This is a genomic window from Streptomyces avermitilis MA-4680 = NBRC 14893, assembly GCF_000009765.2.
Lineage (GTDB): Bacteria > Actinomycetota > Actinomycetes > Streptomycetales > Streptomycetaceae > Streptomyces > Streptomyces avermitilis.
Map to the genome: position 1 here is coordinate 7,290,030 of NC_003155.5, position 15,474 is coordinate 7,305,503.

General features: G+C 71.7%; 13 protein-coding genes and 1 riboswitch. Of the genes, 10 read left to right on the forward strand and 3 right to left on the reverse strand.

Annotation, left to right across the window (positions count from 1 at the left end; genetic code table 11):
• Window positions 1-54: 54 nt before the first annotated feature.
• Both trpD and SAVERM_RS31205 read left to right on the forward strand, forming a co-directional pair.
• On the forward strand, window positions 55-1,119 hold the full coding sequence (gene trpD / locus SAVERM_RS31200; protein ID WP_010987457.1) for an anthranilate phosphoribosyltransferase: 1,065 nt from the start codon (window positions 55-57) through the stop codon (window positions 1,117-1,119).
• Window positions 1,120-1,203: 84 nt separating this feature from the next.
• A riboswitch (SAM riboswitch) is annotated at window positions 1,204-1,320 on the forward strand.
• A gap of 176 nt (window positions 1,321-1,496) precedes the next feature.
• The gene (locus tag SAVERM_RS31205) at window positions 1,497-2,870 is read left to right on the forward strand and encodes an aminotransferase class V-fold PLP-dependent enzyme (protein WP_010987458.1); all 1,374 of its coding nucleotides are present in this window, start codon (window positions 1,497-1,499) and stop codon (window positions 2,868-2,870) included.
• 26 nt (window positions 2,871-2,896) lie between these two features.
• Here the strand turns inward: SAVERM_RS31205 and SAVERM_RS31210 are convergent, their stop codons facing one another.
• Window positions 2,897-3,178: an Lrp/AsnC family transcriptional regulator gene (locus SAVERM_RS31210; protein ID WP_010987459.1), complete on the reverse strand. Its 282-nt coding sequence runs from the start codon at window positions 3,176-3,178 to the stop codon at window positions 2,897-2,899.
• Window positions 3,175-3,918 (reverse strand): rhomboid family intramembrane serine protease, encoded by a 744-nt coding sequence (locus SAVERM_RS31215; protein WP_010987460.1) that lies wholly within the window; start codon window positions 3,916-3,918, stop codon window positions 3,175-3,177. The genes SAVERM_RS31210 and SAVERM_RS31215 overlap by 4 nt, the downstream gene beginning before the upstream one ends.
• A gap of 126 nt (window positions 3,919-4,044) precedes the next feature.
• Here SAVERM_RS31215 and SAVERM_RS31220 point away from each other — a divergent pair, with 126 nt between their 5' ends.
• The 6 genes from SAVERM_RS31220 to SAVERM_RS31245 all read left to right on the forward strand — a co-directional run bounded on the left by SAVERM_RS31220 (window position 4,045) and on the right by SAVERM_RS31245 (window position 11,058).
• Window positions 4,045-4,284 carry a hypothetical protein gene (locus SAVERM_RS31220; protein ID WP_037646729.1) on the forward strand — a complete coding sequence of 80 codons (240 nt, stop codon included), beginning with the start codon at window positions 4,045-4,047 and terminating at the stop codon, window positions 4,282-4,284.
• A 35-nt stretch (window positions 4,285-4,319) separates the two neighbouring features.
• A complete protein-coding gene (locus SAVERM_RS31225; RefSeq protein WP_010987462.1) occupies window positions 4,320-5,669 on the forward strand; it encodes an NYN domain-containing protein in 1,350 nt (449 codons plus the stop codon).
• Between the two features lie 337 nt (window positions 5,670-6,006).
• The gene (locus tag SAVERM_RS31230) at window positions 6,007-7,047 is read left to right on the forward strand and encodes a C40 family peptidase (protein ID WP_010987463.1); all 1,041 of its coding nucleotides are present in this window, start codon (window positions 6,007-6,009) and stop codon (window positions 7,045-7,047) included.
• Between the two features lie 223 nt (window positions 7,048-7,270).
• Window positions 7,271-8,284, forward strand: a complete 1,014-nt coding sequence (locus SAVERM_RS31235; RefSeq protein ID WP_010987464.1) for a C40 family peptidase — start codon at window positions 7,271-7,273, stop codon at window positions 8,282-8,284.
• A 22-nt stretch (window positions 8,285-8,306) separates the two neighbouring features.
• Window positions 8,307-9,527 carry a hypothetical protein gene (locus SAVERM_RS31240; protein ID WP_010987465.1) on the forward strand — a complete coding sequence of 407 codons (1,221 nt, stop codon included), beginning with the start codon at window positions 8,307-8,309 and terminating at the stop codon, window positions 9,525-9,527.
• 184 nt (window positions 9,528-9,711) lie between these two features.
• Window positions 9,712-11,058: an MATE family efflux transporter gene (locus SAVERM_RS31245; protein ID WP_010987466.1), complete on the forward strand. Its 1,347-nt coding sequence runs from the start codon at window positions 9,712-9,714 to the stop codon at window positions 11,056-11,058.
• Here the strand turns inward: SAVERM_RS31245 and SAVERM_RS31250 are convergent.
• Window positions 11,019-12,251, reverse strand: coding sequence for a glycosyltransferase family 87 protein (locus SAVERM_RS31250; RefSeq protein WP_010987467.1), 1,233 nt, complete (start codon window positions 12,249-12,251; stop codon window positions 11,019-11,021). The genes SAVERM_RS31245 and SAVERM_RS31250 overlap by 40 nt on opposite strands.
• A 162-nt stretch (window positions 12,252-12,413) precedes the next feature.
• On the opposite strand from SAVERM_RS31250, the gene SAVERM_RS31255 reads away from it, so the two are divergent.
• Together SAVERM_RS31255 and SAVERM_RS31260 are read left to right on the forward strand one after the other, a co-directional pair.
• Window positions 12,414-13,556 carry a glycosyltransferase family 4 protein gene (locus SAVERM_RS31255; protein ID WP_010987468.1) on the forward strand — a complete coding sequence of 381 codons (1,143 nt, stop codon included), beginning with the start codon at window positions 12,414-12,416 and terminating at the stop codon, window positions 13,554-13,556.
• A 279-nt stretch (window positions 13,557-13,835) separates the two neighbouring features.
• Window positions 13,836-15,470: a GMC oxidoreductase gene (locus SAVERM_RS31260; protein ID WP_010987469.1), complete on the forward strand. Its 1,635-nt coding sequence runs from the start codon at window positions 13,836-13,838 to the stop codon at window positions 15,468-15,470.
• Window positions 15,471-15,474: the final 4 nt, after the last annotated feature.

The following is a 15,474-nucleotide window of genomic DNA, read 5'->3' on the forward strand; positions in this document are numbered from 1 at the left end:
GGGCTTAAGGGGGCTGAGTTCCACCGTCGTACGGCTACGAACCCAGGAGCGACCATGAGCGCTGTGAACCCCGCTGGAGGCGACATCGCGGCGGGCCGTTCCTGGCCCGAGGTGCTGAACGGCCTGCTCGACGGCCGCGACCAGAGCGCGGACGACACGGCCTGGGCGATGGACCGGATCATGCGCGGCGAGGCCACGGACGCGCAGATCGCCGGGTTCCTGGTGGCGCTGCGCGCCAAGGGCGAGACGGTCGAGGAGATCTCCGGGCTGGTCCGGGCGATGTACGAGCACGCGAATCTGATCGAGGTGCCCGGAGCGACCGTCGACATCGTCGGCACCGGCGGTGACGGCGCGAAGACCGTCAACATCTCCACGATGTCGTCGATCGTCGTGGCCGGCACGGGTGCCAAGGTCGTCAAGCACGGCAACCGGGCCGCGTCCTCCGCGTCCGGTTCCTCGGACGTCCTGGAGAAGCTCGGCATCAATCTTCAGCTGACCCCCAAGCGGGTCGCCGAGGTGGCCGAGGAAGCCGGGATCACCATCTGCTTCGCGGTGAAGTTCCATCCGGCGCTGCGGCATGTGGCGGCGGCGCGGGGGCAGTTGGGGATCCGGACGACGTTCAACGTCCTCGGCCCGCTGACGAATCCGGCCCGGGTGAAGGCACAGGCCGTCGGAGTCGCCGACCCCCGCATGGCCCCCATCGTGGCCGGTGTCTTCGCCGAGCGCGGCAACTCCTCGCTGGTCTTCCGCGGCGACGACGGCCTCGACGAGCTGACCACCACGTCGACCTCCCGGGTCTGGGTCGTCCGCGAGGGCAAGGTCACCGAGGAGTCCTTCGACCCCCGCGACGTCGGCCTCGACCTGGTCCCGGTGGAGGCGCTGCGGGGCGCGGACGCGGCGTACAACGCGGATGTCGCCCGGCGCCTGCTGAACGGCGAGACGGGGCCGGTACGGGACGCGGTGCTGCTGAACTCGGCGGCGGCCCTGGTGGCCCTGTCCCCGGGCGCCGGGACCCTCGCGGAGCAGCTGCGCGCGGGTATGGCGCAGGCGGCGGAGGCGATCGACTCGGGAGCCGCGAAGAGGGCGCTGGAGCGGTGGGTGGCGGCCAGCAACGCCTGAGCCGTGGCGAGGTGACGCGGGGCGCGGTCCGGATTCTGGACTGCGCCTTGCGCGTCGAAGATCGTATGGCAAGATGCTGTATCAGGTCATGAGCGACAGTCATGAGGCCCCGGCCGACTGTCCGGCAACCCTCCGTCCGTGGCGGGGTGCCCCGGGTGAAGACCAGGTCGTAGGCAGCGAGGTCTACGGCAAGCGCGGACCCCTCGTAATCACCAGGGGTCCTGGTCGTTCGAGGGAGCCTTCCGTGAGCAAGCGAATGCGATAGGGCGCCGAGCCCCGCCTCCGCAATCCCCTTTTCACCTTTCCTGTGCCGTTGACGTGCGCGTTTCGCGCTGTCCGGCACGGTGATTCCGCCTGCTCTTCACGGGAGTACACCCATGTCCGTCTCCACCGCTGCCGCCGACCAGACCGTTTGCTGTGACATTTCGGGACACCTGCCCGTTCTGGGCCGCGAGGTCACCGTCCCGCTCGTCACCGGTGGCGAGGTCACCTACGCCGCCCTCGACTACGCCGCCAGCGCCCCCGCCCTCCAGCGCGTCTGGGACGACGTCGCCGCGTACGCCCCCTACTACGGCTCCGTCCACCGGGGTGCCGGGTATCTCTCCCAGCTGTCCACCGACCTGTTCGAGAACGCCCGCAGGACCGTCGCCGAGTTCCTCGACTGCCGGGACGGCGACCAGGTCGTCTTCACCCGGTCCACCACCGACTCGCTCAATCTCCTCGCCGCCGCCCTTCCGGCCGACTGCCAGGTCTTCGTCTTCGAGACCGAGCACCACGCCTCGCTGCTGCCGTGGCGCGACGCCCGGGTGACGTACCTGAACGCCCCGCGCACCCCCCAGCAGGCCGTCGAGACCCTCGAGCGCGCCCTCGCCGGCCGTGACCCGCACGGTCCGGCCCTGGTGTGCGTCACCGGTGCCTCCAACGTCACCGGCGAGCTGTGGCCGGTACGTGAACTGGCCGCCGCCGCCCATGCGCACGGCGCCCGCATCGTCCTCGACGCCGCCCAGCTCGCGCCCCACCACCCCGTCTCCGTACGGGAGTTGGACGTCGACTGGGTCGCCTTCTCCGGGCACAAGCTGTACGCGCCGTTCGGGTCCGGTGTGCTCGCCGGACGCGCCGACTGGCTGCGTGCGGCCGAGCCGTACCTCGCCGGCGGCGGCGCCAGCCGCAAGGTCACGCGGCGTACGGACGGCGGGGTGGACGTGGAGTGGCACGAGAGCGCCGCCCGGCACGAGGCCGGCTCGCCGAACGTCATCGGCGCCTACTCCATCGCCTCCGCCTGCAAGGCGCTCACCGAGGCCGGCTACGACAACCTCGTCGCCCGGGAGCAGCAGCTGATCGGCACCGTCCGCGCGGGTCTCGCCGAGGTGCCCGAGGTCAGGGTCCTCTCCCTCTTCGGCGACGACGCCCCCCGCGTCGGCGTCATCTCCTTCGTCGTCGAGGGCTGGAACAGCTCCCACTTCGCCGCCGCGCTCTCCGCCGAGTACGGCATCGGCGTCCGCGACGGCCTCTTCTGCGCCCACCCGCTGGTGCGCACCCTGCTCGGCAGCGACCCGCAGGTCCAGGGCGAGTGCGGCGCCCCCGAGGCGGCGCCCGGCGAGAAGTCCCTCAACGCGATCCGCGTCAGCTTCGGCGCCGGCACCCCCGACGAGCACGTGGAGCGCTTCGTGCGCGCGGTCAAGGAGCTCGTGCGGGAAGGTGCCCGGTGGCAGTACCGGACCGAGGACGGGCGCTGCGTGCCGGCGGTCTGACCGGGCTCCGGGTCAGGAGGCGGGGTTCACGAGTCGAGACCGATCGCGAACGCCGCCTCCAGGTCGTGCTGGGAGTACGTACGGAACGCCACGTGCGTGTCCGTGGCCTCGACGCCCGGGATCTTGCTGATGCTGCCGGGGATGACGTCCGCCAGGTCGTCGTGGGCCTTGACGCGGACCATGGCGATCAGGTCGTACGTGCCGGTGACGGAGAAGACCTCGCTGACGGAGTCGAGGGCGGCGATCGACTCCGCGATCTCGGGGATCCGGTCCACGCTGGTCTTGATGAGCACGATCGCGGTGATCACGGCTGGTTTTCTCCCTCGGGGGCCGCTGCTGGGGTTTTCACTCTAGTCGTCCGTCCGTAGCGCACCCACGCGTAGAGGAAGCCGAGCGAGAAGCCCACCAGGTGGGCCAGGTAGGCGACGCTCGGGCCGGTGGCGACGCGGCTCGCGGCCAGCCACTGGAGGGCGGCCCAGAAGGGCAGGACGACCCAGGCCGGAAGGCGCAGCGGCAGGAAGAAGAGGAACGGGAAGAGACTGGTCACCCGGGCCCCGGGGAACAGGTAGAGGAACGCGCCGAGGACCGCGGAGATCGATCCGGACGCGCCGACCAGCGTCTGCGTCGAGCCGGCGTTGGCCGCCGCGTACCCGAGCAGGGCGAGATAGCCGCAGCCCAGATAGAACAGGGCGAACTCGAGGTGTCCCAGGCGTTCCTCGGCCATCGCCCCGAAGACGTAGAGGAAGAGCATGTTGCCCAGCAGATGGATCCAGCTGCCGTGCACGAAGAGCGCCGTGGCCGGGGTGAGTGCCGCGCGCGGGGCTCCGCTGAAGAGCTCCGCGGGCACCACGCCCCAGCGGGCGAAGTAGGTCTGCTGCGCGGCGAGCAGCCCCTCCCCGGTGCCGTGGGCGGGATTGAGTCCCGCCGCGGGGCCGATCGCGAAGATCAGGCAGCAGAGGCCGATCAGTCCGTACGTCACCGGCGCCGACTGTGCCCGGACCGCGCTGCCGACCGTCGTACTCCACCTGCTGATCACGGAACAGAGCATGGCGTAACGGGACCGAACCGCGCAGAGTGCCTCGCCGCCGTGGACAGGCGGGCATCGAGTACCCGCCAGGCCGTAGGGTGAGATCCTGTGTCTGATTCCCGGAGACTGGAAGGAACAGCAGCCACGATGACGGTTCCCCTGCCGACTGCCGAGACCCGGTGGCGCTGCACTTTGTGCGGCAACCTCACGCGTTTCGACGTGACCCGCTCGTCGAAGGTCGTCGAGTACGTACACCTCGACCTCGCGGGCGAGCCGAGCGTCGAGGAGCGCGACGTGGTCAGTGAGACCATCGAGTCGGTGCGCTGCCGCTGGTGCAACGCGGTGGACCAGGTGGAACTCGTGGACAGGCCGGGCGCCGGCTCCTGACGGGAGCGGGCCCCGCACAGGCATTGGGGTGACGGATGGTGGAGACCACAGGCGGGGGGCCGGGCGACGGCACCGCCGAGGTGCTCGACCGTCCGCTGCCCGACGGCGTGCGCCGCAGGGTCGTGCAGATCGTCTCCGACGGGTTCGGCGGGCTGACCGTCGCCGAGTTGCCCGCGCAGCTCAGGCAGTACGCCCGCTTCGCCCCGAACCGGCGCGCCAAGTTCGCCGGCAACGCGATGGCGGCCGCTCTGGAGACCGACCCGATCTTCCGGCAGCGCATCGCCGAGAAGCTGAGAGAGGCTCAGCCGGAGCTGGCCGGCGCCCTCGACTCCGGCTCGCCGCCCCCGGCCGCGGACCCGCTGGACGTGGCGGCCGCGGCCTATGTCCTGCGCCCCATGGGCTGGGTGAAGCTGGTGACCGCCGCCGGCGAGGAGGCCCAGCGTGCCGACGCCGAGCGCGCGGACGACGAGACCCGGGCCGAGCTGGAGCGGCTGCGCGAGGAGCTGGCCGAGGCCCGCGGCCGGACGAAGGCGGAGACCGAGCGGCTGCGCGCCGAGCTGGAATCGACCAAGAAGGAAGCCGAATCGCTGCACCGCAAGCTGCGCGGCGCCTTCAGTGACGTCAAGCGCGGCGAGGCGGCGCTGCGCAAGGTGCAGAGCGAGATCGAGGCCGTCCGCGCCGAGGGGCAGGCCCAGGTGTCCGCCGCCGAGAGCGAGACCCGGCGGCTCAAGGCGCGGCTCGGTGAGACCGAGGCGGCCCTGGAGGCCAGCCGCAAGGCCGCGCGCGAGGGGCGCAGCGTCGAGGACATGCGCGTACGGCTGTTGCTCGACACGGTGCTCGACGCGGCGCAGGGGCTGCGGCGTGAACTCGCCCTGCCGCCCGTGTCCGTACGGCCCGCGGAGACCGTGGACGCGGTCGAACCGGGACGAATGACCCCGAAGGACATCGCCGCCCGTGCGCTGTCCGAAAACGACCCCGCGATCATCGACCAGCTGCTCGCGCTGCCGCAGGCGCATCTGGTCGTCGACGGCTACAACGTCACCAAGACCGGTTATCCGCAGATGCCGTTGGAGAAGCAGCGCCTCAGACTGCTCGGGCAGCTCTCGCAGCTCGCCGCGCAGACCGGCGCCGAGGTGACGTGCGTCTTCGACGGGGCCGAACTGGCCGCTCCCGTGCTGCTCGCGCCGCCGCGCGGAGTGCGGGTGCTGTTCTCCAAAGCGGGCGTCACAGCCGACGAGCTGATCCGTCAGCTGGTGCGTGCGGAGCCGCCCGGCCGGCCCGTCATCGTCGTCTCCACCGACCGCGAGGTGGCGGACGGCATCGCCAAGGCGGGCGCCCGCCCGGTGGCGTCCGTGGTGCTCCTCAAGCGCTTCTCGCGCGGCTGAACGCGGCTCAAACCTGCCCCTCGCAAACGGCTGCGGACATCTGTCACGTTCACCCCATGAGTTACGTACGCACCAACCGCAACATCCGTCCGTGATGCCCGAATTGGCGGAACCTTCACGCAACGTAGCGTCAAGCGCGCATTACAGCATGTGAGTTGAGTGTAAAGAATGCGCTCGGTGACCGAGATTTTTCACGTGAGGATTTGAACGATCACAGGAAGGTCACTAGGGTCGCCTCGAACCCCCGCTCGGTTGATCACTCATTGGGAGTGACGGCGGAGGGGCACCGCCCACCGGCGTGTCGGTAGGCGGCTGGAGGAAGAAGGAGCTCGCCTTCGTGGCGTCCCACCGTCGACCCAAGCAGCCGAGCCGCACCCGTGTGACCGTGCTCACCACCGCCGCAGCGGCAGCAGTTGTCCTCAGCGCGAACGCCGCCAACGCCGCGCCGAGTGAGAAGCCGAGCAAGGACGAGGTCAAGTCCAAGGTCGACAAGCTCTACGAAGAGGCGGAGAAGGCCACCGAGAAGCTCAACGGGGCCAAGGAGAAGCAGGACAAGCTCGAGAAGCAGATCGGCACCCTCCAGGACAACGTGGCCCGCGGTCAGGAAGAGCTCAACAACCTGCGCGACGGCCTCGGTTCGCTGGCCAGTGCCCAGTACCGCACCGGCGGCATCGACCCCTCCGTCCAGCTCTTCCTCTCCTCGAACCCGGACGACTTCCTGGACAAGGCGTCCACGATGGACCAGCTGAGCAGTCAGCAGGTCGACGCGCTCAAGAAGATCCAGGAGAAGCAGCGCTCGCTGGCCCAGCAGCGCAAGGAAGCCTCCGAGAAGCTCGCGGACCTTGCCGACACCCGCACGGAGCTCAGCAAGAAGAAGAAGGAAGTCCAGGGCAAGCTCGCCGAGGCGCAGAAGGTTCTCAACACCCTGACCGCCAAGGAGAAGGCGGCCCTCGCCGCCGAGCAGAGCCGCGCCAGCCGCGCCAGCGAGCGCAGCGCCCTCGACGACAGCGGTTCCGCCAAGCCCGCCTCCGGGCGCGCCGCGTCCGCGTACGCCGCCGCGCAGTCGAAGATCGGCTCGCCCTACGTCTACGGCGCCTCCGGCCCCTCCTCCTTCGACTGCTCGGGTCTGACCTCCTGGGCCTACGCGCAGGCCGGCGTCTCCATCCCCCGCACCTCGCAGGCGCAGGCCAACGCCGGTACCCGCATCTACTCGCAGAGCGACCTCCAGGTCGGCGACCTGGTCATCTTCTACGGCGACCAGCACCACGTCGGTTTCTACGCGGGCAACGGCCAGGTGCTGCACGCCCCGCGTACCGGCACCGTCGTGCGCTACGAGGCGATCGGCAACATGCCGTTCCAGTTCGGCGTCCGCATCTGACACCCTTCGGGACCCGCTGAGGGCCCCCTCCCCGCGCCGCCCAATCGGGCGAATTGCGGTGACTCCCGCTGACCCCACGCCCCGCCGATGACCTGCGTCAGAGGCGGGGCGTCGGCGTTGTGCGCCGGTCGGGGCCTTTGGCCGGAGTGTGATCGCACGGCTACTGTCTGCCGCGTTTCCCCCAACTCCGGGGGTCCGTCAGCGGAAGGGAGTGCGGCTACACGTGGGGTCCCATCGCCGCCTTGCACCGTCCGGCTTCAACCGGGGCGCCGGTGCCGCGGTCTGCGCACTGTCCACCGCGGCAGCGGCACTCGGCGCCGTACCGGCCGACGCCGCCCCGCACGACGACACCCGGGCCCGGGTGGACCGCCTGTACGAGGAGGCCGAACGGGCCACCGAGGCGTACAACAAGGCCGACGAGCGCGCCGACGTCCTGCGCGAGCAGGTGTCGCAGGCGCAGGACGAGATCGCCCGGCAGCAGGAGCGCATCAACACCATGCGGGACGCGCTCGGTTCGCTCGCCGGCGCCCAGTACCGCTCCGGCGGCCTGGACCCCTCGCTCGCCCTGCTCTTCTCCGACAACCCGGACGACTATCTTGACCGGGCCGCCGCGCTCCATCGCGTCAGCGCCCGTCAGGCGACCCGGTTGAAGGACTTCCAGCACGCCATGCGTGACGTCGCCCAGGAGCGCGCGGAGGCCGCGGGCCGGCTGGCCGAGCTGGAGAAGAGCCGCAAGGCCGTCGCCCGGCACAAGCGGACCGTCGAGCAGAAGCTGGCGGCGGCGCGCCGGCTGCTCAACGCGCTGCCGGACGCCCAGCGCGCCGCCTTCGAACGGGCGTCGCGGGCCGGTCGCTCCGGCATGCCCGACCTCACCGGTGTCCTCGCGCCGGGCGGTCGCGCGGGGGCCGCCGTCGCCGCGGCCCGCTCCGCGCTCGGCCGCCCGTATGTGTGGGGCGCCAACGGGCCCGGCGGCTTCGACTGTTCGGGACTGATGCAGTGGGCGTACGCGCAGGCCGGCGTCGGTCTGCCGCGCACCTCGCAGGAGCAGCGGTACGCCGGCCGGCAGGTGCCGCTCTCCCAGGCGCAGCCCGGCGATCTGGTCGTGTACCGGTCGGATGCCGGCCATGTCGGGATGTACGTCGGCAACGGCCAGGTGATCCACGCGCCGTACCCGGGGGCGCCGGTGCGCTACGACCCGGTCGGAATGATGCCGGTCTCGTCCGTCACGAGGCCCTGAACCGCCGCGTACGATCGGAAACGTGGCTGGTCGAGGGCGTACGTCAGGGGTGCTGGCGAGCTGTCTGCTGCTGCTTGCCGCCCTGGTCGGCTGCGGTGGCCGGCCCGCGCGGGACGCCTCGGCGGCCGAGGTGCAGCGGGTGCTCGACCGGCGGGCCGCGGCGGTGCTGCACCGGGACCGGTCCGCGTTCCTCGCGACCGAGTCGCCCGTCGCCCCGGCCGCCGGCCAACTCGCCACGGGCGCCGAGGAGTTCGGCAACCTCCGCGGTGTCCCGCTGGCTTCCTGGTCGTACCGCGTCACCGCCTTCCACCGCTCCGGCGAGCGGGCCACGGCCACCGCCGAACTCCACTACCGCCTCAAGGGATACGACCGTGCGCCCGTCACGGCCGGCCGCATGCTGCGCCTGACCCGCGGCGACGGCGGGTGGTACGTGGTGTCCGACGAGCCCGCGAAGAAGTCCAGCGAGCAGCTGTGGGAGCAGGGGGCCGTGCGGATCGTCCGCGGTGAGCACAGCCTCGTCCTCGGTGTCGGGCAGCCGGACTCGGTGCTGCGGGGTTACGCGAACCTGGCGGACCGTGCCGTGCCCGCCGCCTCCCAGGCGTGGGGCGCCGACTGGGCGGGGCGGGTGGTGGTGCTCGTACCGAAGTCGCTGGACGGGATGGCGGGGCTGCTCGGCGCGCCGGCGTCCGGGTACCGGGGGATCGCGGCGGTCACCACCGGGGAGGCGGGCGGTGCGGCGAAGGCCCCGGCGGACCGGATCGTCGTCAACCCCGACGCGTACGGCGTGCTCGGCGACTTCGGCAGGCAGGTCGTCCTCACCCACGAGGCCACCCATGTCGCCACCCGCGCCCACACCACGGCGGCCACGCCCCTGTGGCTCTCCGAGGGCTACGCGGACTGGGTCGGCTACCGCGGCTCGGGGCGCACGGCGGCGCAGATCGCCCCGGAGCTGGACCGGGCCGTGCGGGAGGGGCAGCTGCCGGCCGCTCTGCCGGCCGACGCGGACTTCGGCTTCAGCGGGGACGCGGGGAAGCTGGCGAAGGCGTACGAGGGCGGCTGGATGGCCTGCCGGATGATCGCGGACCACTGGGGAGAGGTCCGGCTCGACGACTTCTACCGGGCCGTGGGGGACCACCGGAAGCGGGCGGGAGCGGTCGAGGGCGCCCTGAAGGACGTACTCGGCACGACGCCGCGGAAGTTCACCGCGCAGTGGCGGGCCTATCTGAAGGCTCAGCTCGGCTGATCCCGTCCGATGGCCCGGCCCGGCCGATCCGGCGACGACAGCTCCAGTACCGGGTCGGCTCCTTCTTGTCGTCGTCGTACCTTGCCGTCGTCGTACGAGAATGATACCTCTAATCGGGCTACCTCGAATCGAGATACCGCCCTGAGGGAGCTCACGTCGAGGCAGCTCTCATCGAGGGGGTCCCATGAACGCCCACCGCGCCCAACTGATCTCGCTCGCCCGCCCCGTCTACTTCTCGCTGCTGGCCTCCGTGGCCGCCGGGATCATCAACACCGTCTGGGTCTCCCGGCTCGGCGGCCCGGCCGTGGCCGCCGTGGCCGTCGCCACCAACACCGAGAACGTGCTGCTCGGAGTCGCCCTGGTCTTCGCCTCCGGTACGACCGTCCTGGTCGCGCACGCCAGGGGAGCGCAGGACCCCGGCGCGGTGCGGGCGGCCGTGCGCGGGGGATGGGCGCTGTGCGCGGTGGTCACGCCGGTGGTCGCCGGCTGCGGATATCTGCTGCGCGAGCCGCTCGCCCGGCTGGTGCTGGGCGGCGAGGGCCCGGCCCTGCCCCTCGCCGTCGGCTACTTCGCGATCTCCCTGCCGGGCATCACCGTCTTCTACGCGCAGAACCTCGTCGACGGCATCCTCAAGGGCGCCGGCGACACCCGCACCCCGATGCGCCTCGCCCTGCTTGCCAACGGGCTGATCCTGGCCCTCGACCCGTTGCTCATCCACCGGTACGGCGTCCGGGGCGCCGCCGTCTCCACGGTGCTGTGCCGCTGCGCCGCGCTCGGCGTGGGTCTGCTCGCCCTGCGCCGCAACGCGCTGCTCCGCGGGGCCGCGGCCGTCCGGCCCGCCGAGGCCACCGGCGCCGCCCTGCGCCGGACCCTGAGCACCGGCCTGCCCATGTCCGCCGACTTCACCGTGCGCCAGGGCGGGGCGCTGGTGCTCGTCGCGATCGTGGCCCGGCTCGGGGTGACCGCCGTGGCCGCGTACTCGATCGCGTACAAGGTGATGTACGTCGCCACCATGGCCTTCTACGCGGTGCGCCAGGCCGCCTCGATCCACACGGCGCACACGCGAGGCGCGGACCGACGGGCGTCCTCCCGCTCGGCCGGAGCCGGGAGCGGGGGAGAGCGGCGGGCCATCGGGCGGCAGGCCGTCGTCGTCTCGGGGACGGTGGGACTGCTCGCCTCGGCCCTGCTCTGCGTGCTCGCCCCCTGGGTCATGCGCGCCTTCGGCGCCGGGCCCGAGGTCGCGCACCAGGGCGTGCTCTTTCTGCGCTGCGTCGGGCCCTATCTGCTGCTGATGGCCTGCTTCATCGCGCTCGGCGGGGTCTTCGAGGGGAGCGGGGGCGCTCCTGTGCTGCTGCGGGTGACGCTGCTCGGCACGGCGGTCCAGCTTCCGCTCGCGTACGCCCTGTCAGGGCTCGGGCTGCCCGGGATCTGTCTGGCCCTGGCGCTGGCCATGGTGGTGCAGTGCGCCGCGCTCCTGCCCGGCGTGCGCCGTCAGGAGGACGCCAGGGACTCCCTGGTGCGGGTGGCCTGACCGGGCACCGTGGGGACCGGCGGCAGGACCGTGCCGCGCCACAGTTCCAGGGCGGCCGTCAGCGCGGCGGCCATCAGGAGGCCGTTGCGCGCGAACAGCAGTGTGATGCCCATCCAGTCGCTGCCGACCACGTGCGAGAACCAGACGGGGAACTCCAGCACGGTCACGAAGCACGCGGCGAGGACCAGCCCGCCGGGCACGGTCATGCGGCTGCCCCGGAAGCACAGACAGACCGCGGCGAGCCCGACCAGCCACACCATGTACTGCGGGCTGATCACCCGGCTCGTGGCGGTGAACATCAGCACCGCCGTGAACGCCGCGTCCGCGAGCGTGTGCGCCAGGAACCGCTTGGCGCGCAGCCGCCACAGCAGCAGCCAGCCGAAGGCGACCGCGGTCAGGAACAGGGCCGCGGTGCTCACCGCGCCGACATACGGGCCCAGGAACTCCACCGAGCCGTAGTTGAGCAGCACCTGGCCGTTCCAGCCGAAGTGCCGGGCGACATGGAAGACCAGGGAGCCCAGCGACTCCACCTCGGTGCCCCGCTCGCGCTGGAAGGTCAGGAAGGCGAAGGCGCCGGGCATGGCCAGGGCGAAGAGGGAGGCGACCGCGACGACGGTCACCGTCGCCGAGGCCCAGACCCGGCGTCTGGCGGCGCCCACCAGCAGCAGTACCGGCCACACCTTCAGCAGCGCCCCGAAGCCGATCAGCGCCCCCGTCACGCGCGGATGCCGGGCCCCCGCGAGCAGTGCGGCGACCGCGACCGCGGTGACCATCACGTCGTAGCGGGCGTACACGGTCGGGCCGAGCAGGGCGACGCCCACCACCCACACCCAGGCGCCGCGCAGCGTCCTGCCCGGGCGCAGGCCCGTGTACTGGAGCAGACAGAAGACCGCCAGGTCGGCGAGGAAGGCCAGGACGAAGAACGCCGACGCGTAGTCGAGGAAGGGCAGCAGGGCGGGGGAGAGGATGGCGAGCGCGGCGGCGGGCGGGTACTGCCAGGTGACGTCGTCGAGCGGGAAGGTGCCGGTGCGCAGGGTCTCGTACCAGCCCTGGTAGATCACCGAGACGTCGCCGGTGACGTCCGGGCCCGGGAAGACGAACACCTTGAAGACGAACAGCAGCAGCGCCAGCCTGGTCAGGCCCCAGGAGGCCAGGAGCCAGGCCGGGAACCTTCTCGTGCCCGCGATGTCCACCTTTGCGCCCCTGTCCGTGTCCTTCTCGTGCTTCTCGAAGCTACCCGCTGCCTCTCGTGCGGGCGGCCATGATCTCCCGGAGGGCTGTGCGAGAGCCGTGAAGCACGGCCGGGGGGAGCTGTGAGTACCACGCGTGGACGGGTTCGGTACTGTCGACCTGCGATGCACAAGACCTTGATCGTGACCAACGACTTCCCGCCCCGGCCCGGCGGGATCCAGGCGTTCCTGCACAACATGGCGCTGCGCCTGGACCCCGAGCGGCTGGTCGTCTACGCCTCCACGTGGAAGCGCGGCCGCGAGGGCGTCGAGGCGACGGCTGCCTTCGACGCCGAGCAGCCCTTCACCGTCGTACGCGACCGCACCACGATGCTGCTGCCGACGCCGGGCGCCACCCGGCGGGCCGTCGGGCTGCTGCGGGAGCACGGCTGTACGTCGGTGTGGTTCGGTGCGGCGGCTCCGCTCGGTCTGATGGCGCCCGCGTTGCGCAGGGCGGGCGCCGAGCGGCTGGTGGCCACCACGCACGGGCACGAGGCCGGCTGGGCTCAGCTGCCCGCCTCGCGTCAGCTGCTGCGCAGGATCGGCGAGTCCACGGACACGATCACCTATCTCGGCGAGTACACGCGCTCGCGGATCGCCGCCGCGCTGACGCCGGAAGCGGCCGGCAGGATGGTCCAGCTGCCGCCCGGCGTCGACGAGAAGACCTTCCACCCCGGCTCGGGCGGCGCCGAGGTCCGCGCCCGGCTCGGGCTCACCGACCGTCCGGTGGTCGTCTGTGTCTCGCGGCTCGTTCCCCGCAAGGGTCAGGACACGCTGATCCTCGCCATGCCGCACATCCTCGCCAAGGAGCCGGAGGCCGTCCTGCTGATCGTCGGCGGCGGGCCGTACGAGAAGGAGCTGCGCAGGCTCGCGGACGAGACCGGGGTCGCCGGCTCGGTCCGCTTCACCGGGGCCGTGCCCTGGTCGGAGCTGCCCGCCCACTACGGGGCGGGGGACGTGTTCGCGATGCCGTGCCGTACGCGCCGGGGCGGGCTCGATGTCGAAGGGCTCGGGATCGTCTATCTGGAGGCGTCCGCGACCGGGCTGCCCGTGGTCGCGGGCGACTCCGGCGGGGCGCCCGACGCGGTGCTCGACGGCGAGACCGGCTGGGTGGTGCGCGGCGGCTCCCCGGAAGCGGCCGCCGACCGCGTCGTCACGCTCCTCGGCGACCCCGAGCTGCGCCGCCGCATGGGCGAGCGGGGCCGCGAGTGGGTCGAGGAGAAGTGGCGCTGGGACCTGCTGGCGGAGAAGCTCAAGACCCTGCTCTGAGACGAGCACAGGATTCCCCTCCGCGCGGCGCACACCGCTGCCCGGGACGCGGGCCCCTGCGGTCGGCGCGGTGCACATCGCCGCTCGGGGCGCGCCCAGGCCCCTGCCTCGGGGTGAGCGTATGACTCTGCGTCGGCGCGGTGCGCATCGCCGCTCGGGGCGCGCCCAGGCCCCGGCTTCGGGGCGCGCCCAGCCCCCGCCTCGACGCGGCCCCAAATCGGTGCCCCAAAGCGTGCCGTGACCCTAGGCGGAACGGAATAATCCGCCCATGCTGCGCGCATGACAGAAAAACTGACGCATCGTCACCTGACTCGCCGTCAAATCCTTGGTATGGCCGCCCTCCAGACGGCGGCCACCCTGGGCTTCACCCGGATCGGCCTCCAGTCGGCGCGGGCCGCCGAGCCCGACGCGGTCGAGACCGCACCCGCCATCGTGGTCGGTTCCGGCTACGGCGCCGCCGTGGCCGCGCTCCGCCTCGGCCAGGCCGGCCTCCGCACGCTCGTCATCGAGATGGGCGGACTCTGGAACACACCCGGCTCCGACGGCAAGGTCTTCTGTTCCACCAGCGCCCCGGACCGGAGATCCATGTGGTTCCGGACGCGCACCGAGGCGCCGCTCGCCGAGTTCCTGTGGCTGGACGTCGTCAACAAGGACATCAGCCCGTACCCGGGCGTCCTGGACCGGGTGCACTTCGCCAACATGTCCGTGTACGTCGGCCGGGGCGTCGGCGGCGGCTCCCTGGTCAACGGCGGCATGGCCGTCACCCCGCTCCAGTCGTACTTCGCCGAGCAGTTCCCGACCGTGGACGCCGCCGAGATGTACAGCACGTACTTCCCGCGCGCCCGCACCATGCTCGGCGTCAACACGGTCGACCCCGCCTGGTTCGAGTCCACCGAGTGGTACCGGTTCACCCGGACCTCGCGGAAGGCGGCCACGAACACCGGCCTGAAGACCACCTTCGTACCGAACGTCTACGACTTCGGCTACATGCAGCGCGAGGCGGCCGGCACCGCCACCAAGTCCGCCCTCGCCGGCGAGGTCATCTACGGCAACAACTACGGCAAGCGCAGCCTCGACAAGACGTACCTCGCCTCGGCGCTGGGCACCGGCAACGTCACCATCCACACACTGGAGAGGGTCCGCGAGATACGAAGGGCGAGCGACGGGACGTACCTGCTGACCGCCGACCGGATCGACACCACCGGCGCGGTCGTCGAGACCAAGCAGTACAGCTGCACCTACCTGTTCCTCGGCGGCGGCAGCCTCGGCACCTCCGAACTCCTCGTCCGGGCCCGGGAGACGGGCGCCCTGCCCGCCCTCGACGCGAGCGTGGGCACCGGCTGGGGCACCAACGGCAATGTGATGACCGGCCGGGCGAACCACATCTGGGACACCGTCGGGGCCAACCAGTCCACCATGCCCGTCATGGGCATCGACGACTGGGCGAACACCTCGAACCCCGTCTTCGCCGAGATCGCCCCGCTGCCCATGGGGCTGGAGCACTGGATCAGCCTCTATCTGGCGATCACCAAGAACCCGGAGCGGGCGTCCTTCACGTACGACGCGGCGAGCGACTCCGCGAAGCTCGGCTGGAGCGCCGCCCAGAGCGCCGTGTCCGTGAGCATGGCCAAGAAGCTCTTCGACCGGATCAACTCGGCCAACGCGACGATCTACCGGTACGACCTCTTCGGCAACAACAAGACCTTCGCCGACGACTTCACGTACCACCCGCTGGGCGGCTGCGTACTCGGGAAGTCGACGGACAACTACGGCCGGGTGAAGGGGTATTCGAAGCTGTACGTCACCGACGGCTCGCTCGTCCCCGGGTCGATCGGCGTCAACCCGTTCGTGACGATCACCGCGCTCGCGGAACGCACCATGGCGCGGGTCCTCGCCGAGGACACCGCGCCATGAACCG